We start from the raw sequence: 26,094 nt of genomic DNA on the forward strand, positions 1-26,094 counted from the left end.
TCCCGCGCCGGTGTTCGGTTGACGACCGGTCGACGGAAGATCCTATCGTTCGTGATCTTCGTTCCGGTGGCCGGTTCCCTCATCCGGGCGGAATCCAGGCAAGATGGGGGCGTGACCCTTATCGATCAGCTTCCGCCGACAGCCGACCCCGACGCCCTCTTCGAGGCCTTCTCCTCCTGGGCCGAGGAGCAGGGCATCACGCTCTACCCGGCTCAGGAAGAAGCGCTGATCGAGGTCGTCTCCGGGGCCAACGTCATCCTGTCCACCCCCACCGGATCGGGGAAGTCGCTGGTCGCGGCGGGCGCGCACTTCACGGCGCTGGCGAACGACCAGGTCACCTTCTACACCGCGCCGATCAAGGCCCTGGTGTCGGAGAAGTTCTTCGACCTGTGCAAGCTCTTCGGCACCGAGAACGTCGGGATGCTGACCGGCGACGCCTCCGTGAACGCGGACGCGCCGGTGATCTGCTGCACGGCGGAGGTACTGGCCTCGATCGCGCTGCGGGACGGCAAGTACGCCGACATCGGCCAGGTCGTCATGGACGAGTTCCACTTCTACGCCGAGCAGGACCGCGGCTGGGCGTGGCAGATCCCGCTCCTGGAACTCCCCCAGGCCCAGTTCGTGCTGATGTCGGCGACCCTCGGCGACATGTCGATGTTCGAGAAGGACCTGACCCGGCGCACCGGGCGGCCGACCTCGGTGGTCCGCTCGGCGACCCGGCCGGTGCCGCTGTCGTACGAGTACCGGCTCACCCCGATCACGGACACCCTGACGGAGCTCCTGGAGACCAGGCAGGCGCCCGTCTACATCGTGCACTTCACGCAGGCGCAGGCCGTCGAGCGGGCGCAGTCGCTGATGAGCATCAACATGTGCACGCGCGAGGAGAAGGACAAGATCGCCGAGCTGATCGGCAACTTCCGCTTCACCACCAAGTTCGGCCAGAACCTTTCGCGTTATGTGCGTCACGGCATCGGCGTGCACCACGCGGGGATGCTGCCCAAGTACCGGCGGCTGGTCGAGAAGCTGGCGCAGGCGGGTCTCCTGAAGGTGATCTGCGGGACGGACACCCTGGGCGTCGGGGTGAACGTGCCGATCCGCACGGTGCTCTTCACGGCCCTCACCAAGTACGACGGCAACCGGGTGCGGACGCTGCGCGCCCGGGAGTTCCACCAGATCGCCGGGCGGGCGGGGCGGGCCGGTTTCGACACGGCGGGCTTCGTCGTGGCGCAGGCGCCCGAGCACGTCATCGAGAACGAGAAGGCCCTGGCGAAGGCGGGCGACGACCCGAAGAAGCGCCGCAAGGTGGTCAGGAAGAAGGCGCCGGAGGGTTTCGTCGCCTGGAGCGACACCACCTTCGAGAGGCTGATCGCGGCCGAGCCCGAGCCGCTGACCTCCCGTTTCAAGGTCACCAACATCATGCTGCTGTCGGTGATCGCCCGGCCGGGGAACGCGTTCGAGGCGATGCGCAAGCTCCTGGAGGACAACCACGAGCCGCGCAAGGCGCAGCTGCGGCACATCCGCCGGGCCATCGCGATCTACCGCTCGCTGCTCGACGGCGGCGTGGTGGAGCAGTTGGCGGAGCCGGACGCGGAGGGCCGCACGATCCGGCTCACGGTCGACCTCCAGCAGGACTTCGCGCTCAACCAGCCGCTGTCCACGTTCGCGCTCGCCGCCTTCGACCTGCTGGACCCGGAGTCCCCCTCGTACGCCCTGGACATGGTGTCCGTGGTGGAGTCGACGCTGGACGACCCGCGCCAGATCCTCGCCGCCATGCAGAACAAGGCGCGCGGTGAGGCCGTGGGGCGGATGAAGGCGGACGGCGTCGAGTACGAGGAGCGGATGGAGCGGCTCCAGGAGATCTCGTACCCCAAGCCGCTGGAGGAGCTGCTCTGGCACGCGTACGACGTCTACCGGACGTCGCACCCGTGGGTCGGCGACCATCCCGTGTCGCCGAAGTCGGTCGTCCGTGACATGTACGAACGGGCGCTGACGTTCACCGAGTTCACCTCCTGGTACGAGCTGGCGCGGACCGAGGGCATCGTGCTGCGGTACCTCGCGGGCGCGTTCAAGGCGCTGGACCACACCATCCCGGACGATCTGAAGACCGAGGACCTGGAGGACCTGATCGCCTGGCTGGGCGAGATGGTGCGTCAGGTGGACTCCTCGCTGCTCGACGAGTGGGAGCAGCTGGCCAACCCGGAGGTGCAGACGGCCGAGGAGGCGCAGGAGAAGGCCGACCAGGTCAAGCCGGTCACCGCCAACGCCCGTGCCTTCCGGGTCCTGGTGCGCAACGCGATGTTCCGCCGGGTGGAGCTGGCCGCCCTCGACAACCTGTCGGCGCTCGGCGAGCTGGACGGGGGCTCGGGCTGGGACGCCGACGCGTGGGGCGGGGCGATGGACGCGTACTGGGACGAGTACGACGACCTCGGCACCGGTCCGGACGCGCGCGGGCCGAAGCTGCTGAACATCGAGGAGGACGCGGCGCACGGTCTGTGGCGCGTCCGGCAGACGTTCGCCGATCCGAACGACGACCACGACTGGGGCATCAGCGCCGAGGTGGACCTCGCCGCCTCCGACGAGGAGGGCCGCGCGGTCCTGCGCGTGACGTCCGTCGGACAGCTGTAGGCCCGGGAACACCACCGCCGAGACCCTGAGGAGACGAAGGTGACCAATCCCGCCGAGAGGCTCGTCGACCTGCTCGACCTGGAACGCATCGAGGTCGACATCTTCCGTGGGCGCAGCCCCCAGGAGTCCCTCCAGCGGGTCTTCGGCGGGCAGGTCGCCGGACAGGCGCTGGTGGCGGCGGGCCGGACCGTGGCGGAGGGGCGGCCGGTGCACTCGCTGCACGCGTACTTCCTGCGGCCGGGCCGTCCGGGCGTGCCGATCGTGTACCAGGTGGAGCGGGTCAGGGACGGGCGTTCGTTCACGACCCGCCGGGTCACGGCCGTGCAGGAGGGCCGGACGATCTTCAATCTGACGGCCTCCTTCCACGCGCCGGAGGAGGCGGGCTTCGAGCACCAGCTGCCGCCCCGGCACGTGCCGGACCCGGAGACGCTGCCGACGGTCGCGGACGAGATCCGCGACCACCTCGGGGCGCTCCCCGAGGCCCTGGAGAGGATGGCCCGGCGGCAGCCGTTCGACATCAGGTACGTGGACCGGCTGCGCTGGACGCACGAGGAGGCTGAGGGCGCGGACCCGCGTTCGGCGGTGTGGATGCGGGCCGTGGGGCCGCTGGGCGACGACCCGCTGGTGCACACCTGCGCGCTGACGTACGCCTCGGACATGACGCTCCTGGACGCGGTCCGCATCCCGGTCGAGCCCTTGTGGGGTCCGCGCGGTTTCGACATGGCGTCGCTGGACCACGCGATGTGGTTCCACCGGCCGTTCCGGGCCGACGAGTGGTTCCTGTACGACCAGGAGTCGCCGATCGCCACGGGCGGCCGGGGGCTCGCCCGTGGCCGGATCTACGACCGTGCGGGACGGCTCCTGGTGTCCGTGGTCCAGGAGGGCCTGTTCCGCAAGCTGTGACCCGGGGCGGGGTCCGGCGCCGAGGGTGACCCCGGGCCCGGGTCACTCGTACTCGGTGCCGCCCTTGCGGGTGAGGTAGGCCGGGCTGACCGCCTTGGCGACGGCCCGGCCGCCGACGACCGGGCTGTGGCGCTCGGTGGCGGCGCGGACGACGACGCCCTCCCGCAGGTGGGTCTCCCGTCCCGAGACCGTCTCCCGGCCGCTCGCGTGGGCGAGGACGGTGTCCAGGTCGTACGGTCCCTCGTACAGGCGCGGGACCAGCGGCACCTCGCCCGGCTCCAGGACCTGCGCCGGGTCCAGCCAGCGGACCTCTCCGCCGATCTCGGCCGCCACGTCGAAGAGGGCGTAACCGACGGCGTCCGTACGGGCGTCGGCGCCGTAGGCGAGGTCCTGCACCCCGGCGCCGTACACCTCGCCGAAGAATCCGACGCGGCGGGCGCCGAGCCGGGCCGCGAGGCGCCGTGCGGCGGCGGGCAGGTCATGGGCGAGGACGGCCCGCCAGTACAGGTTGCGCGGGTCCTCCCGGAGGGCGAGGCCCCTGGCCCCGAAGCCCTTGGAGGACACCTGGACGCGCCCGTCCTCCGTGTGGAGGGTCAGCAGGCACGCGGTGCCGTGCAGCTTCTCCGTCAGGACCACCGGTTCGCCGGGCTCGAAGACGTCGGGGTGGCGCTGGAGGTTCTCGATGTCCGGCCAGGGCAGCAGGTCGGGCGCGCTCTCCGCCTCGCCGCTCATCGTCGGCGGCACCGGCGGTGACCACTTGACGATGCCGAGGCGCCCGGCGAAGTCCGTTCCCCCGGCCGCCGCCTCGGCCAGGTCGACGTCCGCGAGGGCGGCGGGCCTGCAGACCAGCCCCTGGGACAGTTCGCCGCGCAGCCGTACCGCCGTGACCCGGTCGGCGCCGCTCCCGGCGAGCCGTCCGGTCAGCCCGAGTTCCTCGATCAGGGCGGCGGGCAGCACCGCCTGCTCGGGGATGTAGACGGCGATGTCGCCGGTCACGTACGCCCCCTTGGCGACGACGGCCCGGTAGAGGCCGACCTGGGCCAGTTCCAGGGCGTCGGCGTCGGGATGGGGGTGGACGGTCAGCACTTCGGCGGTGACGCGCAGCGTCGACATCTCAGGGACTCCGGGGGTTCGGCGGTGGGTCTCGTTCCGGCCCACCCTGTCGGGCCGGAATCGACTGGGCGATCGAATTACCGGGTGGTAGCGTCACCGGCCCTCGCCGGGGCCGTCCTCCGGTGCGGTGCCGGGCAGCGGGTCCTGGGCCACCTCGTGGCGGCGGGTGCGGATGCCGGGGGCCGGGGGATGCAGTTTGGCGTCGCAGGTCGGGCCGAGGCCGGTGCGACGGGAGCCCGCGCCGGTCAGCGGACGGCCGCACAGCTTGCAGGACACCCGGCGCGGGGAGCGCCCGGTGCCGTCGGCGGAGTCGGCGGAGCCGCCCGTACCGGAGTCGGCCGGGTCGAGCGTGATTGCCAGTGGTTCGTCACCCATGCTGAGATCAAACCCCATCCCGACGAGGAGCAGCCCATGAGCCTGTACGACATCGCGCTGAAGACCCTGACCGGCGAACCGGTCTCGCTCGCCGACCACCTCGGCCGCGCGGTGCTGGTCGTGAACGTCGCCTCCCGGTGCGGTCTCACCCCGCAGTACGCCGGTCTCGAACGGCTGCAGAAGGAGTACGGCGGGCGCGGGCTCACCGTGCTCGGGGTGCCCTGCAACCAGTTCGGCGGCCAGGAACCCGGCACCGCCGAGGAGATCGGCACCTTCTGCGCGACGACGTACGGGGTGTCCTTCCCGCTCCTGGAGAAGACCGACGTCAACGGCGCGGACCGGCACCCGCTCTACGCGGAGCTGACCCGGACCGCCGACGCCGACGGCGAGGCGGGTGACGTCCAGTGGAACTTCGAGAAGTTCCTCGTCGGCCGGGACGGCCGGGTCACCCGCTTCCGCCCGCGCACCGAGCCCGACGCCCCCGAGCTGGTGGCGGCCGTCGAGGCGGCGCTCGCGGACTGAGCCCGCCCGCCCCGCGAGCGGCCCGGGATGATCGTTCCCGGGCCGACCGGGGTAGGATGGGCGGGCTCAGCACACACGACCGAGGAGGTGGGACCCATCAGCACCACGCAGGCGGGAAGCTCCCCCACGGCGGCCGTTCCACCGGCCCGGTCGTAGCGGCCTCGGGAGCCTCCCTTCTCGGCTCCCCGGAAGGTCTCATGTCGCTCGACCCCTCGCTGTCCCTCCGTCCCTCCACCGTCTCCCGGCTCCGCGCGGCGGGCTGCGTGTTCGCCGAGGACGAGGCGGACGTCCTCCTCTCCGCGGCGCGGGACGCCGATGAACTCGACGCCCTCGTCGCCCGCCGCACCGCCGGGATCCCGCTCGAACACGTCGTCGGCTGGGCCGACTTCGCCGGGCTGCGGGTGGGCGTGGACCCCGGCGTCTTCGTGCCCCGGCGACGGACCGAGTTCCTCGTCGGACGGGCCGTGGCGCTCGCCGCGCCCGGCGCCCTCTGCGTCGACCTGTGCTGCGGCTCCGGCGCGGCGGGCGCGGTCCTGCTCGCCGCCGTGCCCGGCGCGCGGGTGCACGCCGCCGACATCGATCCCGCCGCGGTGCGCTGCGCCCGCCGGAACATCGAGCCGCGCGGCGGACGGGTCCACGAGGGCGACCTCTTCGCCCCGCTGCCCGCCGCGCTGCGGGGCCGGGTCGAGATCCTCGTCGCCAACGTCCCGTACGTACCGACCGGCGAGGTCGGTCTGCTGCCGCCGGAGGCCCGGGAGCACGAACCGCTGGTCGCGCTGGACGGCGGCCCCGACGGGCTCGACGTGCTGCGCCGGGTCGCCGCCGAGGCACCCCGGTGGCTGGCGCCCGGCGGGCGGCTGCTGGTCGAGACCGGCGAGCGGCAGGCCGTCCGCGCGACGGAGGCGGTGGCCGCGCACGGTCTGGAGCCCCGGATCATCGGCTGCGAGGAGCGGTACGCGACCGTGCTCGTGGCGACCCTGCGGGGATGACGACCAGGTGGGGATGACGACCGGGCGGGGCCGGGGCACGGTGGCCGGGGGGCGGGGCCGGGGTCGGCTCGGGCAGCCCGGGTGCGGCCTTGAGGGGCCGGGGGCGTGCCCCGGCGGCCCGGGTACGGCCTGAGGGCTTTCGTGAGGTCCGGCCCCGGGAAGGGGGTCCGGACCGGTCAGGCGGTCCGGTCGCCAGGGGGGCGGGGGGAGCGCGGTGCCTCCGCCGCCCGCTCCGCGAGATGGGTGTCCATGGTGACGTTCAGGACGGCCAGGAAGGACTCGAACTCCTCCAGGAGCCTCGGCGGGTAGTGCGACATCGCGGTGTCGAGGCGCCCGGCGAGCGGACCGAAGAACTCGTCCGCCCGTTCCTGGATGTGCCCGCCGCAGCGCAGGGTGACGACGCGCCGGTCGGAGTGTTCGCGGGCGCGGGTGATGTGCCCCGCCGCTTCGAGCCGGTTCAGCAGCGCGGTGGTGGCTCCCGTGGACAGGGGGATGCGCTCGCTCAGCCGCGCCGGTGAGAGGGGGGTGCCGCGCTCCTCGGCCGCCGCGATCTCCAGTACCGCCGTGGCGTCGGTGGAGTGCAGGCCCAGCCAGGCGGCGAAGCGGCGGCTGAGCTCGGCGTAGTGGCCGCCGTAGATCCGCAGCGCCTCCATCAGCCGCTCGCGCCGCTCCGTGACGTCGTCGCGCACCGCTTCCTCCATACCGGTCCCTCCGCCTTCCCGTCCGCCACGCCGTCCGCGCCGTCGTTCCGCTTTGACAACCTACCGCCCCCACTTTACCTTCACCATGGAATTACTTCACGATGGAGGTATCTGGCGTGCGTGACCCGTCCCCCACCCCTGACGAGACCAGCGGGCCCTACCGGTGGCGATGGCTGATCCTGGCGGTGATGATCGTCGCCGAGATCATGGACCTCCTGGACGCCTCCATCGTCAACGTCGCCGGGCCGGACCTGGAGAGATCGCTCGGCGCCGGTTCCGTCGGGCTCCAGTGGGTGATCGGCGGCTACGCCCTCACCCTGGGCGCCGGTCTGATCCTCGGCGGCAGGCTCGGGGACCGCTACGGCAGGCGCCGGATGTTCCTGATCGGCCTGGCGGCCTTCACCGCCGCCTCGCTGCTGTGCGCGCTCGCGCCGGACATCGGGTCGCTGATCGCCTTCCGGCTGCTGCAGGGCACCGCCGGGGCGCTGCTGCTGCCCCAGGGCCTCGGGCTGCTGCGGGAGAACTTCTCCGGTCCCGAACTCACCAGGGTCTTCGCGGTCTTCGGCCCCGTCCTCGGTCTGGGCGGCATCATCGGCCCGGTCCTGGGCGGCTTCCTCATCGAGGGGGACTTCTTCGGTCTGGGCTGGCGCTCGGTGTTCCTGATCAACCTGCCCATCGGCCTCGCGGCGCTGGCCGTCGCGGCGAAGTTCGTACCGAGGAAGGCGGGCGACCGCACGGTGCGGGTCGACACCACCGGCGCGGTCCTGGTCATGGCGGCCTGCGCCCTGCTCGTGCTGCCGCTCAACCAGGGGCAGGAGGACGGCTGGCCGCTGTGGACCTGGCTGTGCATGGCCGCCGCCGCGGCCGGTTTCGCCCTGTTCGCCGTCCAGCAGCGCCGGACCGCCGCCGCCGGCCGCGAGCCGCTGGTGACCCCGGGCCTGCTCCGCAAACCGGCCTTCACCGTCGGGCTCGGCGGCATCGCCCTGTTCTTCGGCGGGCTGATCGGCACCCAGCTCGTCCTGACCCTGTTCCTCCAGATCGGCCAGGGCTTCACCGCCGGTGACGCGGGGCTCGGCAACCTTCCGCTCGCGGTGGGAACCGCCGTCGGCGGCGCCGTCAGCGGCGCGTTCCTCGCGGACCGGATCGGCCGCAAGGTGCTCCAGATCGGACCGCTGGTCCAACTGGCCGGTGCGGCCCTGCTCTGGTTCGAGCTGGACTCCCTCGGCACCGCCTCGTTCTCGGTCTGGGACATCGTCCCCGGCACCGCCGTGGCCGGTGCCGGGGCGGGCATGGTGATCGCCGCCCTGTTCAGCTTCATCCTGGCCGCGGTCGACGACGACGAGATCGGTTCCGCCTCCGGCGTCCTCACGGCCGTCCAGGCGGTCGGCGGTTCGGTCGGCGTCGCGGTGTTCGGCTCGGTGTTCTTCGCACGGGCCGAGGACGGGGACTTCACCGGGGGCTTCCACCGCGCGCTGATCGTCCAGGCCTGCCTGCTGGTGACGTTCCTCGCGATCACCTTCCTGCTGCCCAGGAAGGGCCGCCCCGAGGAGGAACAGCACGGCGGCGCCCCCGAGGCCGCCGCCCCGCGACAGCTCACCGGGTGAGGCACGGCCGGAACCGGCCTCCCGGAGCGGTCCCCGGAGGCCGGAAGACGGCACGGGAGGCGCCCGGGGGCCCGGGGCGCCGTCTCCGGGCCCTCGCTCAGCGGCCGAAGGTGTCGATGCCCCCGACCAGCCAGCGGCCGTCGTCGCGCACCATGTCCACGGCGAACATGGCGCCCGCGTACACCCCCTGGTCCCGGGCCTTCGACTCCTTCGAGCCGCCCTTGGCGCCCCGCGTCCCCGCCGTGCTGACGCTGCTCTGGTCTGCGTAGACCAGGACCCGGGCGCGGTCGCCGTCGATCCGCTCGACCGCGCTGTCGGTGACCACCGTGGTGATCACCGACTTCTGCTCGGCCGCCTTCGCGAGGACCGCGTCGAACAGGGCCCGGTGCTGCTCGACGGCCTTCCCGGTGAGGAGGGTCTCGCGGGCCCGCTCGAAGGGGGCCGGGCCCGCGTGGTCGTAGGAGAAGAGCGCGGCGACCGCCGCCGCGGTCTGCCCCTTGATCTCGCTGGTCCGCGCCAGGTCGGAGAGAGCCGTGTTGGCGCGCGCCGGATCGTCGCGCAGCGCGCCCGCCCTGCTGTGCGCCAGGCCCGCGAAACCGCCGAGCAGCAGGGTCAGGACGCACAGGACGACGAGCGGCACGAGGGAGCGGGGCGGCGTCCCGGCGGCCCGGTCGCCGCGCTCCCCCGCGCCGCCCCCGGCCCCGGGCCTCCCGGCCGTCCGCTCCGGCTCCCCGGCCCGTACGGGCGTCGCCGCCGGGCGCGGCCGGGTGCGCGGGGCGGGCTCGGTGAGCAGGTCCGTCGACGTGCGGGACCGGGCTCCGTCCGGAGCGGCGGACGCGGGGGCCGACTGCTCGGCGAGGGCCTGGCGGCGGCGCTGGCGGTTGAGGTGGTGACGGGGCGTCGGCATCGTGCGGTGTCCTTTCGGGTGCGGGTGGCTCCTGGGGGTACGGCCCCGGTCAGCCGGTCGACGTACCGCCCACGGGGGCCTGCCCCAGGCCGCTGAGCTTCCACTGGCCGTCGGCGCGGGTCAGCTCGCCCAACATGCGGCTGTCCTTGTCGGTGCTCTTGGCGTCGGGGGTGGTGACCGTGACCCGCAGGGCGACGAGCACCCGGGCGCGCCCGGCCCGGTCGTCCAGCTCGGTGACCGCGCCGGAGAGCACCCGGGCGGTGGTCACCGTCTTCGCGGTCTTCACCTGGTCGGTGAACTCCGCGCGCCCCTCGACGAGTTGCTTGTGCAGCTCGCCGGTCGTGGAGGACTCCCAGAGGTCGATGCCCCGGTCGACCTCGCGGTGGTCGAGCGTGTTGAGGTTCTGCACGGCCTGCTCGCCCGCCGCGAGGGCACGGTCGCGCTGCTCGGCGTACGCGGCGGACCCGTCGTGGGCGGTCGCGTACCAGTCCCGGCCCGCCCAGGCCGCGAAGGCGCCCGCGACGAGGGTGAGCACGAGGGCCACGGCCAGGGCCGGGCGGATGCCCGCCGGGGTACGGACCGCGCGTGTCATGGGGTGCTCCCGTCTCCCGCTGATGCTCAGCGGGTCTTGATGTCGACGATCTGCCACCGGTCTCCCCCGAACCGGGCGGTGACGGTGAGCTGGGCCGCGGCGGAGGTGGCCGCGCCCTTGTCCCGCCGCGAGGTCTGGTCGAGGAACACGAGGAGACGCGCGCTGTCCCCGTCGAGTTCGATCACCCCGGTGCGGACGGCCTGGGTGCTGAGGGTGATGCGCTGCTCCACCAGGCTCGCCCGGACCTGCGCGAACAGCTCGTCGTACTGGCGGGCCGCGCGTCCGGCCAGCAGGTGGTCGGCGGAGCGTTCGGCGGCGTCGGTGCGGTCGGGGGTGTACGAGAAGACCCGGGCGAGGCCCTCGCCGACGTCGCCGCCGACCCGGGCGGTGGCCCCGGCGTCGGTGAGCGCGAGGTTCCGCGCGGACGGGGTGGACCGGAGCTGGTCGGCGGCGTGGAAGAACCAGCCGCCGCCGAGGAGCAGCGCGGTGACGGCGACGGCGACGAGGGCGCCGAACCGGCCGACGCGGCGGGAGCCTTCGCGGCCGGGGCCCTCTTCGTCCGTGGCCCCGGTCGCGCTCTCGCCCGTGGCCCCGGTCGCGCTCTCGCCCGTGGTCTCACCCTTGGTCTCGCCCGTGGCCTCGTCCGTGGTCTCCGGCGCGGTCTCGGGCGTCGCCTCGGCGGTGGCGCCGGTCGTGGTCCCTGGCTCCGTGTCCTTCAGCAGTCGCGTCACCGCTCCCCGCCCTCCTCGGCACCGGCGACCGGTACCGCGCTCAGTGCCGCGACCTTCCAGGTGTTCTCGCCCGTGCGGGTCAGGACGGCCTCCAGGCGCTTGCGGTCGCTGGTCGGCTTGCTGGTCCCCCGGGGCGTGACCTCCACCTGTACGGTCGCGATGAGCTTCGCAGTACCGGCCCTGGTGTCGAGCGCGGTGAGTGCCGCCTCGGTCACCGTGGCGCGCGCCGAGGCGCCCACCGCCGCTCGCGTGGCGCCCAGTTCGGTGCGGAGCGGTCCGGTGGACGCCTCGCGCCAGGCGCGGATGCCGGCCTCCGCGTGCTCGCGGGTCGAGGCGTCCAGGGTGTTCAGGACGGTGAGGCGGTCGCGGCCCTCGGCGAGGGCGGTGTCCCGTTCGCGGCCGAAGGCGAGTTCCTGGTCGTCCCGGGCCTGGGCGTAGGTCCAGGCGCCGGTTCCGCAGAAGCCCAGGGCGACGACGAGGGCGCAGGTGCCGAGGACGCGGGCCCGCCTCATCGGGTGCTCCCGGCGTCCAGGCCGAGGAGACCGGCCATGCCGGTGGGGGCGGAGGACTGGCCGGGCAGGGCGAGCGCGCCGGGGAGCGCCTCGCCCTGGCCCGCCGTGCCGCCGCGCGCGGTGCCCGAGGGCAGCGAGCCGGGCTTGGCCGGGGTGGGCACGGGGCCGCCCCGGGGCGCCTGGCCCGAGCCCCGTACGTTGACGCCGGACGCCGCCGGGCCCGTGCAGGAGGCCCGGGTGTTGAGGGCGGGCGCGGTGCCGAGGTCGAGTCCGTTGCGGTAGCGCGTACCGCCGTATCCCGAGGTGCAGGGCAGTGGCTTGAAGAAGGTGACGGCCATGCCGACGTTGAGACGTCCGTTGTCGACGGCGGTGGCTCCGGCCGAGACGGCCGCGGGGAACTTCACGAGCAGTTCCTCCATCCCGCGCTGCCGGGTGACGGTCAGCTCCGAGGTGGTGAGGAGGTTGGCGAGGACGACGCTCAGGCTGGGGTCGAGGTCGCGCAGGAGTCCGCTGACCTGGCCCGCGGCGTCGGGGGCGACGGCGAGGAGGCGGCGCAGGTCGGCGTCGGAGCCCTTGAGGGTGACGGCGAGGTCGCGGGCGCCGGTGGCGAAGTCGCGGATGGCGCGGCTCTCCTCCGCCTGGGTGCGCAGGACGACCTCGCCGTCGTTGATGAGCCGGATGCTGGACGGCAGGGACTTGTCGGCGGCCTCCACGAAGCCGCTGCCGTTGTCCAGGAGGACCTGGAGGTCGTCGCCGTGGCCCTCGAAGGCCTTGCCGAACTCGTCGACGACCGTGCGCAGGGAGTCCAGCGGGACGGAGCCCGCGAGGTCGTTCATGCTGGCGAGGACGTCGGTGACGGGCGCCGGTACCTGGGTGTCGGACTGCTCGATGCGGGCGCCGTCGGCGAGGTAGGGGGCGCCGTCGCTCTCGGGCCGCAGGTCGATGTACTGCTCGCCGACGGCGGAGAGTCCGGCGACCACGGCCCGTGCGTCGGAGGGGATGCGGGGGGCGGACTTCTTGATGCGCAGTTCGGCCACGACGCCGTCGGCGGTCAGGTCGATGGCGCCGACGCGGCCCACGGAGACGCCCCGGTAGGTGACGTCGGAGTGGGTGAACAGGCCGCCGGTGCGGGCGAGGTGGACACGGACGGTGTAGTGGTCGGCGACGCCCGCGTACCGGCCGAGGTCGGCGTAGCGGACGCCGACGAAGCCGAGCACGAGGACGGCGATGACCAGGAAGGCGAGGTTCTTCAGGCGTACGGTGCGGGTGATCATCGGCGGTCTCCTCCGTCCTCGGGTGCGCCGGTCCGGCCGGACGGGGCCGTCGTCACCGGCGGCAGCGGCAGGTCCGGGTCGCGGTGACGGGCCGCGCCCTCCGCGCCCGGCTCGGGCTCCGGTTCGGGTTCCGGTTCCGTGGTCGGGGCCGGTGTCGGGGGCTTCGGGGCGTCGTCCCGGGGGATCAGCGGGGGGATGATCTCGGTGCCGGGGGTGGCCGCGAGGTGCAGATAGGTGTTGAGGTAGTCGCCCTTGACGCCCTTCAGCACCTCGTCGGTGAAGGGGTAGGTGAGGAGTGCCTGGAGCGATTCGGGCAGGTCCGCGCCGGCGTCCGCGAGGGCCTTCAGGGTGGGCGCGAGGGCCTTGAGGTCGGCGACCATGTCCTTCTTGCTGGCGTCGATGGTGCTGACGGCGACTCCGGACAGGGTGTCGAGGGCGCGCAGCATGGTCAGCAGGGAGCCCCGCTGGTTCTCCAGGGTCTTCAGGCCGGGCGAGAGGCCGGTGAGGACGGTGTCGACGTCCTTCTTGCGTCCGGCGAGGGTGGCGGAGAGCCGGTTGAGGCCGTCGAGGGCGCGGGTGATGTCGCCCCGGTTGGCGTCCAGGGTGGTGACGAGCGTGTTCACCCGGTTGAGCAGGGAGCGCATCTCGGGCTCGCGTCCGCCGAGCGCCGCGTTGAGTTCGCGGGTGATGGTCTTGAGCTGGTTGACGCCGCCGCCGTTGAGGAGCAGGGACAGCGCGCCGAAGACCTCTTCGACCTCCGTGTTGCGGCTGGTGCGGGCGAGGGGGATGACGCTGCCGTCGCCGAGGCGGCTGCCGTCGTCCTTCGGCGGGGCGACGAGCTGGACGTACTTCTCGCCGAGGAGGCTGGACTGTTCCAGGCGGACGCCCGCGCCCGCGGGCAGCCGGACGTCGCCGTTGATCTTCAGGGTGACGCGGGCGGTCCAGGTGCCGGAGGGGGAGCCGTCGCCCAGTTCGATGGCGGTGACGCGTCCGACGGCGACGTCGTTGACCTTGACCGCGGACTGCGGGACGAGGCTGAGGACGTCGTCGAGTTCGGCGGTGACGGTGTACGGGTGGGAGCCGAGGTCGGCGCCGCCGGGCAGCGGGAGGTCCTCGATGCCGTCGAAGCGGACGGGGTTCGCGGGGACCGCTCCGACGAGGACGGCCAGTCCGAGGCCGAGGACGACGACGGCGACGGCGCCCGCGCCGAGGGCCTTCCCCGAGGGGGTGCTGGGGCCTTTCACCGGTCCCCCCTTCCGCTGCTGTCCGAGGAGGCTCCGGAGACCGGCAGCGGGAGGAGCGGTCCGCCCGAGCTGATCTCGTTGAGGTTGGCGCGGCCGTCCAGGGTGCGGGTGTCCTTGTCGTAGGCGTTGATGAGGTTGCCCGCCGCGAGGGGGGCGACGTCGAGGGCCTCGGCGAGGGAGGCGCGCTGGTCGACGAGGGTCTGGGTGAGGGGCACGAGCCGGTCGACGTTCTTCTTGAGTTCGCCCCGGTTGTCCTTGATGAACTGTTTGACCTGGGCGAGGGCCTTGCCGAGTTCCTTGAGGGCGGCGGCGAGGTCGTCCTTGTTCTCGGCGAAGTAGCCGACGACCTCGTCCAGGCGTTCCTGTGCGGTGCGGACGTCGCCGTCCTTCTCCTTGAGCATGGTGGTGAAGGTCTGGAGCTGGCCGAGGGTGGTGAACAGCTGCTCGCTGCTGCCGTCCAGGGTCTTGGCCGCCTTGCCGAACTCCTCGATGGAGGTGCCGATGGCGGCGCCGTTGCCCTTGAGGTTGCGGGCGCCGGTGTCGAGGAGTCCGGAGAGGGCGCCGGTGGAGTTGGCGCCGTCGGGGCCGAGGGCCTTGCCGAGTTCGGTGATGGAGGCGTACAGCTGGTCGATCTCGACGGGGGTGCGGTTGCGGGAGGCGGGCAGTTCGGCGCCGTCGGCGAGGGCGGGGCCGCTGCTCCAGGCGGGGGTGAGCTGGACGTAGCGGTCGGCGACGATGCTGGGGGCGACGACGAGGGCGCGGGCGTCCGCCGCGACGCGGATGCCCTCGTCGAGGCGGAGTTCGACGCGGACGCGGGTGCCCCGAGGTTCGACGGACTCGACCTCGCCGACCCGTACGCCGAGGACCCGGAGGTCCGATCCGGCGTAGATGCCGACGGCTCGGTCGAACCAGGCGGTGACGCGGGTGCCGTCGGACTCCAGGACGCGGACGGCGACGAGGCCGCAGGCGGCGAGGACGGCGAGGGCGAGACCGGCGACGAGGGGTTTTCTGGCTGTGGTCATCGTGCGGCACTCCCCTGGGCCGTCGTCTTCGGTTTCGGCGGCAGGCATCCGGTCGCGGGCTGCGAGGTCTCGGGCAGGTAGTTGCGGGGCACCACACCGCACAGGTAGCTGTCGAACCAGCGTCCGTTGCCGAGGGTGTTGCCGACGAGCCGGTAGTACGGGCCGATGAGGGCGAGCGTCTTGTCGAGCTGGCCGCTGTTCTTCTCCAGGACGCCGGTGACCCGGCTGAGGGCCTTGAGGGTGGGGCCGAGCTGCCGGTCGTTGTCACTGACGAGTCCGCCGAGTTCGGTGCCCAGCGCCCTGCTGCCCTTGAGGAGGGCGCGGATGGCGTCCCGGCGCTTCTGGAGTTCGCCGAGGAGCGAGCCGCCGTCCTCGATGAGCGTCTCGAAGCTGGACTTCTTGTCCTGGAGGGTCTTGGTGAACCGCTTGCTGTTCTCCAGGAGCCTGGCGAGTTCGGTGTCGCGCTTGGAGACGGACCTGGACAGTTCGGAGAGGCCGGTGGCGGCGTTGCGGACGTGCGGCGGGGAGTTCTTGAAGGTGTCGGAGATGGTCTCGAAGCTCTCGGCGAGCTTCTCGGTGTCGATGGCGTCGACGGTGCCGCTGAGGTCCTGGAACGCCTGCGTCACGTCGTACGGGGAGGTGGTGCGGGACTGCGGGATGCGGGTGCCGGGGTCCTGCCGGGCGGAGCCCAGCGGGTCCACGGCCAGGTACTTCTCGCCGAGGAGGGTCTTGATGGCGATGGCGGCGGTCGACTTGTCGCCGATCCAGGCGTCGCCGACCTCGAAGGTCACCTTGACCTTGGCGCCGTCGAGGGCGATCCCGGTGATCTTGCCGACCTTGACCCCGGCGATGCGGACCTCGTCGCCGGTGTCGAGTCCGGCGGCTTCGGTGAAGTCGGCGCTGTAGGCGGTGTCACCGCCGACGAGGGGCAGTTTCCCGACGTTGTACGCGAGGGCGGCGAGGAGCGCGAGGAGGACGAGCCCGACGACGGCGACGGCGACGGGGCTGCGTTCCTTGGCCGGTTTGAACCGGGGGGCGGGACTCATCGGCCGCACCTCGCCTCGGTGACGGTGATGCCGGTCGGCGGCTTGGAGCCGTCGGAGGTTCCCACGCCGCTCACGCGTGCCTCGCAGAGGTAGAGGTTGAACCACGATCCGTACGAGGACAGGCGGGCGAGGGCCGTCATCTTGGCGGGGGTGTTGGCGAGGAACGCCTCGAGCCTGGCCGAGTGGTCGCCGAGGGTGCCGGAGAGGCGGCCCAGTTCGCGGATGTCCTTCTTCAGGGGGGCGCGGCTCTCCTGAAAGAGTCCGGCGGTCGTGGTGGTGAGGTCGCCGATGGCCTGTACCGCCTGGCCGAGGGGCTTGCGGTCGGTGTTGAAGCCGGTGACGAGCTTCTGGAGGGTGACGACGAGGTCCCCGAAGGCGTCCTCGCGGTTGTTGAAGGTGGTGAGGACGGTGTTGAGGTGGGTGACGACCTCTCCGATGACCTTGTCCTTGGCCGCGACGGTCTTGGAGAGGGAGCCGATGTGCTTCAGGAGGCTGTCGACGGTGCCGCTCTCGCCCTGGAGGACCTGGACGAGGGAGCCGGCGAGGTCGTTGACGTCGGCGGGCGAGAGTCCTTCGAACAGCGGCTTGAAACCGTTGAACAGCAGGGTCAGGTCGAGGGCGGGGGTGGTGCGGTCGAGCGGGATGGTCTCGCCTGCGGCGAGGGTGCCGCCGAGGTCGCCGCTGCCCTGGCCGAGGGACACGTACCGCTGGCCGACCATGTTGAGGTACTTGACGGCGGCGGTGGCCGAGCGGGGCAGGGTGCGGTCCTCGCGGACCGTGAAGGTGACCTGGGCGGTGCGGCGTTCGACGACGCGGACGTCGCTGACCTCGCCGACCTTGACCCCGGCGATGCGCACGGAGTCGCCCTTGACGAGCCCGGTGACGTCGGTGAACAGCGCCTTGTACGAGCGGGTGGCGGAGCCGACCCCGGTGTTGGCGATGCTGAAGCCGAGGACGGTGGTGGCCAGGGCGGTGACCAGGACGAACGCGAGGGACTTGAGGACGGTCCCGGTGAGGCCGCGCCGTCGGGTGTGGGAGGGCGGGGTCGTCATCGCAGGGTCACCTCCGCGCCGCGGAACGCGGGTCCGGCCAGCAGGCTGCTCCAGTCCGGCAGTTCGCCGGGCCGCTTCTTCGCGGCGGGCGCGAGGAGTTCGTTGACGAGGTCGTTCTCCTGCGCGGAGTTGGCGGGCCCCAGGTTCTGGTCGGCCGCCGCGGAGGCCCGTGCGGCGGGGGCGGCGGGGACTCCGAGGTAGGGCACGGGGTAGCAGTTGGGGCCGCCGCCGGAGGTGTAGGACGGCTTGTCGCGGCCGGGGACGTACGCGCCGCGCGAGGGCACGGTGGTGACCTCGACGTGCAGTCCGGGCCGGTCGGTGCCCTTGCCGAGCGCCTTGTCCATGGCGGGGACGAACTGGGCCAGGGTGCGCAGGGTGCAGGGGAACGCCGGGGAGTACTCGGCGAGCAGCTCCAGAGTGGGCCTGCTGGTGGCGCTGAGCCGGATGATGTTGTTCTTGTTCTGCCGGAGGAAGGCCGTCAGGTCCTCGGAGGTCCGGGTCGTGGCGCCGAGGGTGCCCGCGAGGGCGGCCTCCTGTTCGGCGAGGGTGCCGCTGGTGGTGGTGAAGTCGGTGAGCGCCGTGACGATGTCGGGGGCGGCGTCCGCGTAGACGTGGCTGACCTTCACGAGTTCTTTCAGGTCGCGGGTGAGGGCGGGCAGATGGGGGTTGAAGCGGGTCAGGTGGGCGTCGAGCCGGTCGAGGGTCTCGCCGAGCTTGTCGCCGCGTCCTTCGAGGGCCTGGGAGACGGCCGACAGGGTCGCGGAGAGCTTCTGCGGCTGGACGGCGGTCAGCAGGGGCAGGACGTTGTCGAGGACCTGCTGGAGTTCGACGGCGTTGCTGGAGCGGTCCTCGGCGATGACGGCTCCGGGGCCCAGGGTGTCCGCAGAGGCGCCGCCGGGCGGGACGAGGGCGACGAAGCGTTCGCCGAAGAGGGTGGTGGGGAGCATCTGGGCGCGGACGTCGGAGGGGACGTGGCGCAGGGTTCCGGGCTTCATGGCAAGGGTGAGCCGGGCTCCGCCGTCGATGGCGTCGATGGCCCGGACCTCGCCGATGACGACGCCGCGGAGCTTCACCTCGGCGCCGAGGTGCATCTCGTTGCCGATGGTGCCGGTCTCGACGGTGATCGGGTCGGAGTCGGTGAACTCCTTGTCGTAGACGGCGACCGCGAGCCAGGCGAGGAGGGCGGGCACCAGGAGGAAGACGACGCCCGCGGAGCGGCGGCGCAGGGTCTCGGCACGTGAGTCGCTCATGTCACCCCGCCACCTTCACGGTCGTGGTCGCGCCCCAGAGGGCCAGCGACAGGAAGAAGTCGGTGACGCTGATCAGCACGATGGCGTTGCGCACGGAGCGGCCGACGGCGATGCCGACTCCGGCGGGTCCGCCGGAGGCGCGGAAGCCGTAGTAGCAGTGGGCGATGATCACCATCACGCTGAAGATCAGCACTTTGAGCACCGAGAGCAGGACGTCCGTCGGTGACAGGAAGAGGTTGAAGTAGTGGTCGTACGTGCCCTGGGACTGGCCGTTGAAGAGGACGGTGATGTAGCGGGAGGCCAGGTAGGAGGAGAGCAGCCCGATCGCGTAGAGGGGGACGATGGCGACGACGCCCGCGATGATGCGGGTGGTGACCAGGTAGGGCATGGAGCGGATGCCCATGCCTTCCAGGGCGTCGACCTCCTCGTTGATGCGCATGGCGCCGAGCTGGGCGGTGAATCCGGCGCCGACGGTCGCGGACAGGGCGAGTCCGGCGACGAGGGGGGCGATCTCGCGGGTGTTGAAGTAGGCGGAGACGAAGCCGGTGAAGGCGGCGGTGCCGATCTGTTCCAGGGCCGCGTAGCCCTGGAGCCCGACGACGGTTCCGGTGAAGAGCGTCATCGCGATCATGACGCCGATGGTGCCGCCGATGACGCCGAGGCCGCCGGAGCCGAACGCGACCTCGGCGAGCAGCCGTTGCACCTCCTTGAGGTACCGGCGCAGGGTCCTGGGTATCCAGAGCAGGGCCCGGACGTAGAAGAGGAGCTGGTCTCCGGAGCGGTCGAGCCAGACGAAGGGGGAGGCCATCGCGCTCAGCCTCCCTTCGGCGGGACGATCTGCAGGTAGATGCCCGTCAGCACCATGTTCACGAAGAACAGCAGCATGAAGGTGATGACGACGGACTGGTTGACGGCGTCGCCGACGCCCTTGGGGCCGCCCCGGGGGTTGAGGCCCCGGTAGGCGGCGACGATCCCGGCGATGAACCCGAAGATGAGGGCCTTCAGTTCGCTGATGTAGAGGTCGGGGAGCTGGGCGAGGGCGGAGAAGCTGGAGAGGTACGCGCCGGGGGTGCCGCCCTGGAGGATGATGTTGAAGAAGTAGCCGCCGAGGGTGCCGACGACGGAGACCATGCCGTTGAGGAGGACGGCCACCGCCATGGTGGCCAGGACCCGGGGCACGACCAGGCGCTGGACCGGCGAGACGCCCATGACCTCCATCGCGTCCAGCTCTTCGCGGATCTTGCGGGAGCCGAGGTCGGCGCAGATGGCGGAGCCGCCCGCACCGGCGATGAGGAGGGCGACGATGAGGGGGCTGGCCTGCTGGATGACGGCGAGGACGCTGGCGCCGCCGGTGAACGACTGGGCACCCAGCTGCTGGGTGAGCGAACCGACCTGAAGGGCGATCACCGCACCGAACGGGATGGAGACGAGGGCGGCCGGCAGGATGGTGACGCTGGCGACGAACCAGAACTGCTCGATGAACTCACGGAACTGGAAGGGTCGCCGGAAGACGGCCCGGCTCACTTCGAGGGCGAGGGCGAAGAGACGGCCGGTCTGCCGCAGCGCACCGGTGATCACGAGCCGCTCCCCTGGGCCGGGAGCGTGAGCGTGGGGGCCCTGTCGGTCTGGGCGTAGGTGTCGCGGATGGCTGCCTGGGCGGCGGGCGGCAGCCGGTCGAGCATCCCGAGGACGCGTTCCCTGCGGCGGGCGACGGCCGCGCGCGGGGGCAGTCCGGGAGACGGCTCCAGCTGCGGGACGATGCCGGGAGGGGCGCTCGGGCCGGTGGCGGAGTTGACCGCCTCGGCGGCGAGCAGGGCGGCGTCCTTCTCCTCTGACATGCCGATGGGGCCTTCGCGGCGCCCGGCGAGGAACTGGGTGACGACCGGTTCGTCGCTGGTGAGGAGGACCTCGCGGGGGCCGAAGGTGACCAGGTTGCGCCGGAAGAACATCCCCATGTTGTCGGGGACGGTGGCGGCGATGTCGAGGTTGTGGGTCACGATCAGCATCGTCGCGTCGATGCGCGCGTTGAGGTCGATCAGGAGCTGGGACAGATAGGCGGTGCGGACGGGGTCGAGACCGGAGTCCGGTTCGTCGCACAGCACGATCTGCGGGTCGAGGACGAGCGCGCGGGCCAGTCCGGCGCGCTTGCGCATACCGCCGCTGATCTCGCCGGGCAGTTTGCCCTCCGCGCCGAGCAGTCCGACGAGGTCGATCCGCTCCATGACGATGCGCCGGATCTCGGACTCCCGCTTGCGGGTGTGCTCGCGCAGCGGGAAGGCGATGTTGTCGAAGAGGGTCATGGAGCCGAAGAGGGCTCCGTCCTGGAACATGAGCCCGAAGAGCTTGCGGGTCTCGTAGATGTCCCGTTCGGGGCTGCTGACCATGTCGACCCCGTTGATGAGGACACGGCCCTGTTGGGGTTTCAGCAGTCCGATGAGCGATTTCAGGAAGACGGTCTTGCCCGTTCCGGAAGGGCCGAGCATGACGCTCACCTCTCCGGCCGGCAATGTCAGCGTCACGTCCTGCCAGATGTTCTGCTTGCCAAAGGACATGGTCAGACCCTCAACGACTACTTCGATTCCCATCCCACCTCCAGCAAGCGTGCGTGGTGCGTGCGCCGCGGGCGCACGGTAAGTCGGAGCGGATCACCCGGACAATAGGGCTGGCGCAGAAACCTTGATCCGCTTCCGTTTTTGTCACCGGGGAGACAAGGTCGGGAGCGACTTTTGTCTCCGGGGAGACAGGGCGGTGTTCGTCGCCCGGAAGGCCGGGCGGACGGTCCCCGCCCGCGGTGACCTGCCCCCGCGAGAGGGGCCGGGCCGGGTGCGGTCCGCCGCAGGAGCGGTCCGCGGATCCGCGCCGACCTGCGACGGGGCGTCGGCAACGCGAACGCTACGACCCGGTAACCTCTTCCGGCAATACCGGATTCCGAGTTTTAGCGAAACAGGGCCTCAGGGCAGGGCGTTTATCAGCCGGAGGATAATTTCCGGCCGCTTCTTGTCACCACAGAGAGCGGTTTCCGCCCGGAATGCACGACTCCATGGACAACGGGTGGAGACCTGCCGTCCCGGCCCCGCATGATCGATCATAATTGTCGACATTGCGCACCGGGGAACCAAGAGCATTCCCGTCACCGCTCACCCACTTGACAGGCAAAGCCACGTCTTCAAAGAATCATGGACTACAGCATTGTTCAGCTAAGTTTCCCGCAAGTAACGTCTGGTTTCGCGGCCGACGAAATCGAGCCGTCCCGGCCGCTCGTCCGCCATCGCGGCCACCCTCTGCCGGTCAATCCCCAAGGAGAGTCCCAGAGCCATGAAGAAGCCCATCAGAAACCTCGCCGTCGTCGCCGGTGGCGCCTCCGCCGCCTTCGCCCTCGCGATCTCGCCCGCCTCGGCCGTGCCCTCGACGGTCTGGACCGTCAGCCCGTCCCCGGCCAGCATCACCGCGGTCAACAGCGGGAACATCGTGCTCAGCGTCAACGGCGTGGCCATGACGTGTACGAAGTCGAACGGTTCGGGCTCGGGGGCCAGCGCCACCGGCAACCCCGCGACGATCGGCAGCATCAGCGCCATCGCCTTCGGTGCCACCGGCGCGCCCTGCACCAGCGTGCTGGGCAACGTGACGACCGTCCCCGTCACCCCCTGGTCGATCGTGGCGCAGGACTACACCGCCGCGACCGGCGTGACCAAGGGCTACATCGGCAACGTGGACGCCACGGTGACCGTCGGCGCCTGTGTCTTCCGCGTCACGGGCAAGGCGTCCACCACGTACACCAACTCGACGGGCGCGCTCGCCGTCAACAGCACCGCGGGCGAGCTGACCGTCGTCTCCTCGACCGGCTGCGGCGTGGCCGTCCCGGTCGGCGCCAAGCCGACCTTCAAGGGCACGTACCTCTTCAAGTCGGGCAGCGCCATCCCGACGATCGTCGGCTCCAACCCGTAAGGAACCAGCACCCGCGTCCGCCCGGCCGGAGCCACCGGCCGGGCGGACGCGGGCCGTTCGCACCGTCGGCCACCCGCCCGTCCCGAGGAGGCTCCCGCGTCATGAAGAAGCCGGTCGCACCACTCGCCCTCTCCGCCGGGGCGGCCGCCGCCGCACTGCTCCTCACCGCGGCCCCGGCCTCGGCGGTGCCCTCGACGGTCTGGACGGTCACCCCGTCGCCGACCGCCGCCTCCGCGACGAGCGTCGGCAACGTCGGCATGAGCCTCAACGGCATCCCCATGAACTGCCCCAAGTCCACCGCCTCGATGGTCCTGTCGAGCGCCACGGGCAACCCGGCGGTCCTCAGCGGCATCAACGGCCCCACCTTCGGCGCCCCCGGGGCGCCGTGCAGCAGCCAGCTGCCCCTCGTCGTGACACCGACCGGGCCCTGGAAGTTCGTGGCCCAGGACTACAACGCCACGACCGGCGTCACCAGCGGGTACGTCGACGACATCGACATCGGGCTGAACATCGCCTACCTCGTCCTCCGCGTCCGGGGCACGTCGTCCGCCACCTTCTCCAACGCGACGGGCAGGCTGACCCTCAGCAGCGTCACCGGCGAACTCCCCGTCACCCAGACCAACGACGCCGGTGCCGTACCGGTCGGCAGCAGTCTGTTCCTCAAGGCCACCTACCAGATCAGGGTGTCCGGCAGCAGCCTCCTGCTGAAGATCGTCGGCACCAACCCGTAGCGGCATCACCACCCGCGCCTCACCACCCGCGTTCGCGGGCTGTCCGCACCCCCGCCGGCCCCCTTCTCCCCCGCCGGCGCACGAACCACCCGAGCGGAGCACCGGATGAAAGGCCCACGGCCCACCCCTCGATCCTCCCGTGTCCGCGCGCGCGGCGCGACGATCGCCGCCTTCGTGGCGCTCGCCCCGCTGCTTCCGGCGGCGGCCGTCGCCGTCGGGACGCTGAAGGTCGACACCGCGCTGCCCTACGTCTGCGCCCTGCCCTCCGGCGCGCGGACCGCGACGGTGCGGATCACGGCGGCCTTCCCCGAGCGGGCGGTCGTCGGCGAGGAGATCCGGCCCACCGACGTCACCACTACGGTGGAGCTCCCCCCGGAGGCCGTGGCCGACCTGTCCGCGCCGAAGGCCGCCACCGTACGGGCGGAGACCCGGCTCGTGGTCGGTGTGGCCCAGAACGAGCAGCGGGCGGAAGCCACCTGGAGCGGTACGGCCGAGCCCGTCGCCGTCCCCCCGGAAGGGCCCCTGGTCCTCACCACCACCGGCGACGTGCCGTCCCTGACGACGGGCGAGACCGGTGATCTGAAGCTCACCGCCGGGGGGTTCGCGGTGGACCTCGCCCCCGGCACGGCCGACGCCTCCGCCACCACGCCCGCCTCCCTCTCCGTCAGCTGCGTTCCCGACCCGGACGCGCAGGGCCGTACGACACTGGCCACGGTCCCGGTCGGCTCCGTCGTCCCGGTCGAACCGAGCACGCCCCCCACCTCGCCGGGTGCCCCCTCGCCGTCCGCGTCCGCCTCCGGCCCTCCGCTCCCGTCGCGCCCGACCGGCCCGGCGGGAGTCCCGGACCGGAAGGGCGAAACGTCGAAGGAGGTGGAGACCGGGCGGCAGACGCCCAAGGGCCTGACGACGGCGGACGAGGACGCCCCCGGCACTCCGGCGCCCCGCCCGACCGCACCGCCCTGCCTCGTCAAGGACCCGGACCCGATGGCCCTGTCGGCGTACGTCACCGGCTACTCGAACGTACGGAAGCTGAACGGCGCCTCGCTCCTCCCCCTGACCTGCATGATGGTCATCCAGGGCACCCCGGAGTTCCCCGAGGAGCCGGGCCCGCCGGACGAGTTCCGGTTCATCACCCGGTCCACCGGCGACCTCTCCTACCAGGGGCGCAAGCAGACCCCGCCCTTCACCTCCACCCTGCTGGCCTTCGGCTTCCAGCCGGTCACGGCGACCATGACCCTGGAGCAGACGGGGCCCGTCTCGATCTACACCCTGGTCCGCGCCTTCATGACCGGGGACAACTACCAGGAGACCACCGTCCGGCTCCCCCTGGTCCTGCGCGTCCTCGACGTCAAGGTCAACGGCGTCAAGCTGGACGTGGGCCCCTCCTGCCGCACGGAGAAGCCCCTCGCCTCGGTCGACCCCAAGCCCGACAAGTACCCCGGCGACCACCTGGTGCTGGAGGGCAGGGGAAAGATCCCCCTGGGCGAACCGGCCGTGGGCTACGTCCTCACCAGCGGCGGCCCCCTCGTCGGCGAGGTGAGCATTCCCGCCTTCAAGGGCTGCGGCGCCGGTGGCGAGAACCTCGACCGGCTCCTCACCGCCTCCATCTCGGGCCCCGGCAACTACATCAAGCAGATACAGGGGCAGACCTGCAACGTCGGTCTGGAGGAACCCACCATGGAGTACTGCACCGACGACCTCCAGCCCCGCATCGTGCCCCGGCCCGAACGCTGATCCGTCCCGCTCCACCCCTCTCTTCCCCTCCCCTCTCTCCCTCTCCTCCTCTTCACAGGAAGGCTTCGCCATGCCCTTCGTCTCCACCCGCACGAAGCTGGCCACCGTCTCCGCGCTGACCGCCCTGGGCGCCTTCGTCTCCATCGGCACGGCGACGGCGGCCAACCCGCAGCTGAACGGCAGTTGGGCGCCCTTCGACCGCTGCCCGGTCGACGCCCCGGCGATGCTCGCCTCCGACGGTCTCGACACCTCGCCGCAGTGCGTCGTCTCGTACTCCCTCAGCGGGTCCATCAAGATGGGCAACACGACGGTGGCCACCGGGAAGACCAACCTCCAGATCGGCGTCGTCCAGAACGCCGACGGCACCAGCTCGGTCTCCGCGCCCGCCTCCGGCGCGCTCATCACCGACCCCGCCACCGTCCCCGGCGGACTCCTCGGCCTGATGTGTCCCAGCGACATCCCGTTCATCACCGACATCTGCCGCCAGCTGTCGGACGCCAAGCTCAACAAGATCACCGCCACCATGGAGTCGGTCGGCTCCCCCTCGAACTTCGACCAGATCGCGGGCGTCCTCACCGACCAGCCGATCGTGACCATCCCGGTCCGCATCCGCCTGCAGAACCCGTTCCTCGGCGACAACTGCTACATCGGGACCAAGGCCAACCCGATCCTGCTGCGCCCGCGGAACCTCACCTCGCCGGACTTCGGCGTCGAGCGCTTCAACGGCGACGGCTCCGCCAACGAGGAGGGCGACATGAGCCGTCTGAACCTGCTCGGCGCCACCCAGTACGACAGCACCTTCGCCGTCCCCGGCGCCAGCGGCTGCGGCCTCGGGTGGTTCGGCATCATCGACGCGGCGGTCAACCTCAAGACCGGTCTGCCCTCCGCCTCCGGCAAGAACAAGCTCGTGCTCAACAACACCCAGACCTACCTCGGCGGTCTCTTCGCCCCCGGCGTCTCCGCCCCCGACGCCGGCAAGGTGATGTCGCGGAACTGGCACTCCGCCGTCAAGTAACGGCCACTGAGGGTCGATAACCGGCCTACTCAGCGCCACGAAGGTCTCGGGAACGTCAACTCTTGCGCAAGTTGTGTACAGCACACAGCAGTTGTCCTAGCTTCAGCAGTCCCCGTCGGTACGCACCTGACCGTGCACCGCGGCGCCCGTCCCCACCGGGGCGGGCGCCGCTGTCCATCCCCCACCGGTCACGCAGGAAGCAAGGGA

25 protein-coding genes are annotated in these 26,094 nt (G+C 71.8%); 9 read left to right on the top strand and 16 right to left on the bottom strand.

The window, feature by feature from the left end; all coding sequences use genetic code 11:
• Nucleotides 1-51 precede the first annotated feature (51 nt).
• Together ACFXGN_RS17430 and ACFXGN_RS17435 are read left to right on the top strand one after the other, a co-directional pair.
• Nucleotides 52-2,625, top strand: a complete 2,574-nt coding sequence (locus ACFXGN_RS17430; protein WP_384859514.1) for a DEAD/DEAH box helicase — start codon at nt 52-54, stop codon at nt 2,623-2,625.
• Nucleotides 2,626-2,664: 39 nt separating this feature from the next.
• The gene (locus ACFXGN_RS17435) at nt 2,665-3,528 is read left to right on the top strand and encodes an acyl-CoA thioesterase II (RefSeq protein WP_366442635.1); all 864 of its coding nucleotides are present in this window, start codon (nt 2,665-2,667) and stop codon (nt 3,526-3,528) included.
• 42 nt (nt 3,529-3,570) lie between these two features.
• Here the strand turns inward: ACFXGN_RS17435 and ACFXGN_RS17440 are convergent, their stop codons facing one another.
• Nucleotides 3,571-4,641: an RNA ligase (ATP) gene (locus ACFXGN_RS17440; RefSeq protein ID WP_384859516.1), complete on the bottom strand. Its 1,071-nt coding sequence runs from the start codon at nt 4,639-4,641 to the stop codon at nt 3,571-3,573.
• A 93-nt stretch (nt 4,642-4,734) separates the two neighbouring features.
• The gene (locus ACFXGN_RS17445) at nt 4,735-5,016 is read right to left on the bottom strand and encodes a DUF6011 domain-containing protein (protein WP_384859518.1); all 282 of its coding nucleotides are present in this window, start codon (nt 5,014-5,016) and stop codon (nt 4,735-4,737) included.
• 36 nt (nt 5,017-5,052) lie between these two features.
• On the opposite strand from ACFXGN_RS17445, the gene ACFXGN_RS17450 reads away from it, so the two are divergent.
• Both ACFXGN_RS17450 and ACFXGN_RS17455 read left to right on the top strand, forming a co-directional pair.
• Nucleotides 5,053-5,538, top strand: coding sequence for a glutathione peroxidase (locus ACFXGN_RS17450; RefSeq protein WP_384859520.1), 486 nt, complete (start codon nt 5,053-5,055; stop codon nt 5,536-5,538).
• A gap of 197 nt (nt 5,539-5,735) precedes the next feature.
• Nucleotides 5,736-6,527, top strand: a complete 792-nt coding sequence (locus ACFXGN_RS17455) for a putative protein N(5)-glutamine methyltransferase (RefSeq protein ID WP_384859521.1) — start codon at nt 5,736-5,738, stop codon at nt 6,525-6,527.
• Between the two features lie 176 nt (nt 6,528-6,703).
• Here the strand turns inward: ACFXGN_RS17455 and ACFXGN_RS17460 are convergent, their stop codons facing one another.
• Nucleotides 6,704-7,228: a MarR family winged helix-turn-helix transcriptional regulator gene (locus ACFXGN_RS17460; RefSeq protein WP_384859524.1), complete on the bottom strand. Its 525-nt coding sequence runs from the start codon at nt 7,226-7,228 to the stop codon at nt 6,704-6,706.
• A 116-nt stretch (nt 7,229-7,344) separates the two neighbouring features.
• Between ACFXGN_RS17460 and ACFXGN_RS17465 the strand changes: the two genes are divergently transcribed.
• Entirely contained in the window at nt 7,345-8,832 is a 1,488-nt protein-coding gene (locus ACFXGN_RS17465) for an MFS transporter (RefSeq protein WP_384859526.1), read from the top strand.
• Between the two features lie 97 nt (nt 8,833-8,929).
• On the opposite strand, the gene ACFXGN_RS17470 is transcribed toward ACFXGN_RS17465, so the two are convergent.
• From ACFXGN_RS17470 to ACFXGN_RS17530, 13 genes are read right to left on the bottom strand one after another with little or no spacing between them, the layout of a single operon-like run.
• Nucleotides 8,930-9,739 carry a hypothetical protein gene (locus tag ACFXGN_RS17470; RefSeq protein ID WP_384859529.1) on the bottom strand — a complete coding sequence of 270 codons (810 nt, stop codon included), beginning with the start codon at nt 9,737-9,739 and terminating at the stop codon, nt 8,930-8,932.
• A gap of 49 nt (nt 9,740-9,788) precedes the next feature.
• Complete coding sequence (locus ACFXGN_RS17475; protein WP_384859531.1) at nt 9,789-10,331, bottom strand: hypothetical protein; 543 nt, start codon at nt 10,329-10,331, stop codon at nt 9,789-9,791.
• Between the two features lie 26 nt (nt 10,332-10,357).
• Nucleotides 10,358-11,062: a hypothetical protein gene (locus ACFXGN_RS17480; RefSeq protein WP_384859533.1), complete on the bottom strand. Its 705-nt coding sequence runs from the start codon at nt 11,060-11,062 to the stop codon at nt 10,358-10,360.
• A complete protein-coding gene (locus ACFXGN_RS17485; protein WP_384859535.1) occupies nt 11,059-11,574 on the bottom strand; it encodes a hypothetical protein in 516 nt (171 codons plus the stop codon). Before ACFXGN_RS17485 ends, ACFXGN_RS17480 begins: the two co-directional genes overlap by 4 nt.
• Nucleotides 11,571-12,848, bottom strand: coding sequence for an MCE family protein (locus ACFXGN_RS17490; protein ID WP_384859538.1), 1,278 nt, complete (start codon nt 12,846-12,848; stop codon nt 11,571-11,573). The genes ACFXGN_RS17485 and ACFXGN_RS17490 overlap by 4 nt, the downstream gene beginning before the upstream one ends.
• The gene (locus ACFXGN_RS17495) at nt 12,845-14,092 is read right to left on the bottom strand and encodes an MCE family protein (protein ID WP_384859541.1); all 1,248 of its coding nucleotides are present in this window, start codon (nt 14,090-14,092) and stop codon (nt 12,845-12,847) included. The genes ACFXGN_RS17490 and ACFXGN_RS17495 overlap by 4 nt, the downstream gene beginning before the upstream one ends.
• Complete coding sequence (locus ACFXGN_RS17500) at nt 14,089-15,114, bottom strand: MCE family protein (protein WP_384859543.1); 1,026 nt, start codon at nt 15,112-15,114, stop codon at nt 14,089-14,091. Before ACFXGN_RS17500 ends, ACFXGN_RS17495 begins: the two co-directional genes overlap by 4 nt.
• On the bottom strand, nt 15,111-16,160 hold the full coding sequence (locus ACFXGN_RS17505; protein WP_384859546.1) for an MCE family protein: 1,050 nt from the start codon (nt 16,158-16,160) through the stop codon (nt 15,111-15,113). The genes ACFXGN_RS17500 and ACFXGN_RS17505 overlap by 4 nt, the downstream gene beginning before the upstream one ends.
• Nucleotides 16,157-17,212 (bottom strand): MCE family protein, encoded by a 1,056-nt coding sequence (locus ACFXGN_RS17510; protein WP_384859549.1) that lies wholly within the window; start codon nt 17,210-17,212, stop codon nt 16,157-16,159. The genes ACFXGN_RS17505 and ACFXGN_RS17510 overlap by 4 nt, the downstream gene beginning before the upstream one ends.
• Nucleotides 17,209-18,462, bottom strand: coding sequence for an MCE family protein (locus tag ACFXGN_RS17515; RefSeq protein WP_384859551.1), 1,254 nt, complete (start codon nt 18,460-18,462; stop codon nt 17,209-17,211). The genes ACFXGN_RS17510 and ACFXGN_RS17515 overlap by 4 nt, the downstream gene beginning before the upstream one ends.
• 1 nt (nt 18,463) lies before the next feature.
• A complete protein-coding gene (locus ACFXGN_RS17520) occupies nt 18,464-19,270 on the bottom strand; it encodes an ABC transporter permease (RefSeq protein ID WP_351783715.1) in 807 nt (268 codons plus the stop codon).
• Between the two features lie 5 nt (nt 19,271-19,275).
• The gene (locus ACFXGN_RS17525; protein ID WP_351783713.1) at nt 19,276-20,040 is read right to left on the bottom strand and encodes an ABC transporter permease; all 765 of its coding nucleotides are present in this window, start codon (nt 20,038-20,040) and stop codon (nt 19,276-19,278) included.
• Complete coding sequence (locus ACFXGN_RS17530; RefSeq protein ID WP_384859555.1) at nt 20,037-21,047, bottom strand: ABC transporter ATP-binding protein; 1,011 nt, start codon at nt 21,045-21,047, stop codon at nt 20,037-20,039. The genes ACFXGN_RS17525 and ACFXGN_RS17530 overlap by 4 nt, the downstream gene beginning before the upstream one ends.
• 730 nt (nt 21,048-21,777) lie before the next feature.
• Between ACFXGN_RS17530 and ACFXGN_RS17535 the strand changes: the two genes are divergently transcribed.
• From ACFXGN_RS17535 to ACFXGN_RS17550, 4 genes are all read left to right on the top strand, one after another.
• Nucleotides 21,778-22,407: a hypothetical protein gene (locus ACFXGN_RS17535; RefSeq protein ID WP_384859557.1), complete on the top strand. Its 630-nt coding sequence runs from the start codon at nt 21,778-21,780 to the stop codon at nt 22,405-22,407.
• Nucleotides 22,408-22,508: 101 nt separating this feature from the next.
• Nucleotides 22,509-23,138, top strand: a complete 630-nt coding sequence (locus ACFXGN_RS17540; RefSeq protein WP_384859559.1) for a hypothetical protein — start codon at nt 22,509-22,511, stop codon at nt 23,136-23,138.
• Nucleotides 23,139-23,243: 105 nt separating this feature from the next.
• The gene (locus tag ACFXGN_RS17545; protein ID WP_384859561.1) at nt 23,244-24,872 is read left to right on the top strand and encodes a DUF6801 domain-containing protein; all 1,629 of its coding nucleotides are present in this window, start codon (nt 23,244-23,246) and stop codon (nt 24,870-24,872) included.
• A gap of 70 nt (nt 24,873-24,942) precedes the next feature.
• Nucleotides 24,943-25,887, top strand: a complete 945-nt coding sequence (locus ACFXGN_RS17550) for a hypothetical protein (protein ID WP_384859564.1) — start codon at nt 24,943-24,945, stop codon at nt 25,885-25,887.
• Nucleotides 25,888-26,094 lie beyond the last annotated feature (207 nt).

This window comes from Streptomyces sp. NPDC059247, assembly GCF_042754005.1.
Lineage (GTDB): Bacteria > Actinomycetota > Actinomycetes > Streptomycetales > Streptomycetaceae > Streptomyces.

Coding starts and splice junctions, on each gene's coding strand:
- ACFXGN_RS17445 (WP_384859518.1), bottom strand. CDS start 5,016: ATGGGTGACGAACCACTGGCAATCACGCTCGACCCGGCCGACTCCGGT.
- ACFXGN_RS17535 (WP_384859557.1), top strand. CDS start 21,778: ATGAAGAAGCCCATCAGAAACCTCGCCGTCGTCGCCGGTGGCGCCTCC.
- ACFXGN_RS17515 (WP_384859551.1), bottom strand. CDS start 18,462: ATGAGCGACTCACGTGCCGAGACCCTGCGCCGCCGCTCCGCGGGCGTC.
- ACFXGN_RS17455 (WP_384859521.1), top strand. CDS start 5,736: ATGTCGCTCGACCCCTCGCTGTCCCTCCGTCCCTCCACCGTCTCCCGG.
- ACFXGN_RS17545 (WP_384859561.1), top strand. CDS start 23,244: ATGAAAGGCCCACGGCCCACCCCTCGATCCTCCCGTGTCCGCGCGCGC.
- ACFXGN_RS17450 (WP_384859520.1), top strand. CDS start 5,053: ATGAGCCTGTACGACATCGCGCTGAAGACCCTGACCGGCGAACCGGTC.
- ACFXGN_RS17485 (WP_384859535.1), bottom strand. CDS start 11,574: ATGAGGCGGGCCCGCGTCCTCGGCACCTGCGCCCTCGTCGTCGCCCTG.
- ACFXGN_RS17440 (WP_384859516.1), bottom strand. CDS start 4,641: ATGTCGACGCTGCGCGTCACCGCCGAAGTGCTGACCGTCCACCCCCAT.
- ACFXGN_RS17500 (WP_384859543.1), bottom strand. CDS start 15,114: ATGACCACAGCCAGAAAACCCCTCGTCGCCGGTCTCGCCCTCGCCGTC.
- ACFXGN_RS17550 (WP_384859564.1), top strand. CDS start 24,943: ATGCCCTTCGTCTCCACCCGCACGAAGCTGGCCACCGTCTCCGCGCTG.
- ACFXGN_RS17470 (WP_384859529.1), bottom strand. CDS start 9,739: ATGCCGACGCCCCGTCACCACCTCAACCGCCAGCGCCGCCGCCAGGCC.
- ACFXGN_RS17475 (WP_384859531.1), bottom strand. CDS start 10,331: ATGACACGCGCGGTCCGTACCCCGGCGGGCATCCGCCCGGCCCTGGCC.
- ACFXGN_RS17460 (WP_384859524.1), bottom strand. CDS start 7,228: ATGGAGGAAGCGGTGCGCGACGACGTCACGGAGCGGCGCGAGCGGCTG.
- ACFXGN_RS17530 (WP_384859555.1), bottom strand. CDS start 21,047: ATGGGAATCGAAGTAGTCGTTGAGGGTCTGACCATGTCCTTTGGCAAG.
- ACFXGN_RS17520 (WP_351783715.1), bottom strand. CDS start 19,270: ATGGCCTCCCCCTTCGTCTGGCTCGACCGCTCCGGAGACCAGCTCCTC.
- ACFXGN_RS17490 (WP_384859538.1), bottom strand. CDS start 12,848: ATGATCACCCGCACCGTACGCCTGAAGAACCTCGCCTTCCTGGTCATC.
- ACFXGN_RS17540 (WP_384859559.1), top strand. CDS start 22,509: ATGAAGAAGCCGGTCGCACCACTCGCCCTCTCCGCCGGGGCGGCCGCC.
- ACFXGN_RS17510 (WP_384859549.1), bottom strand. CDS start 17,212: ATGACGACCCCGCCCTCCCACACCCGACGGCGCGGCCTCACCGGGACC.
- ACFXGN_RS17505 (WP_384859546.1), bottom strand. CDS start 16,160: ATGAGTCCCGCCCCCCGGTTCAAACCGGCCAAGGAACGCAGCCCCGTC.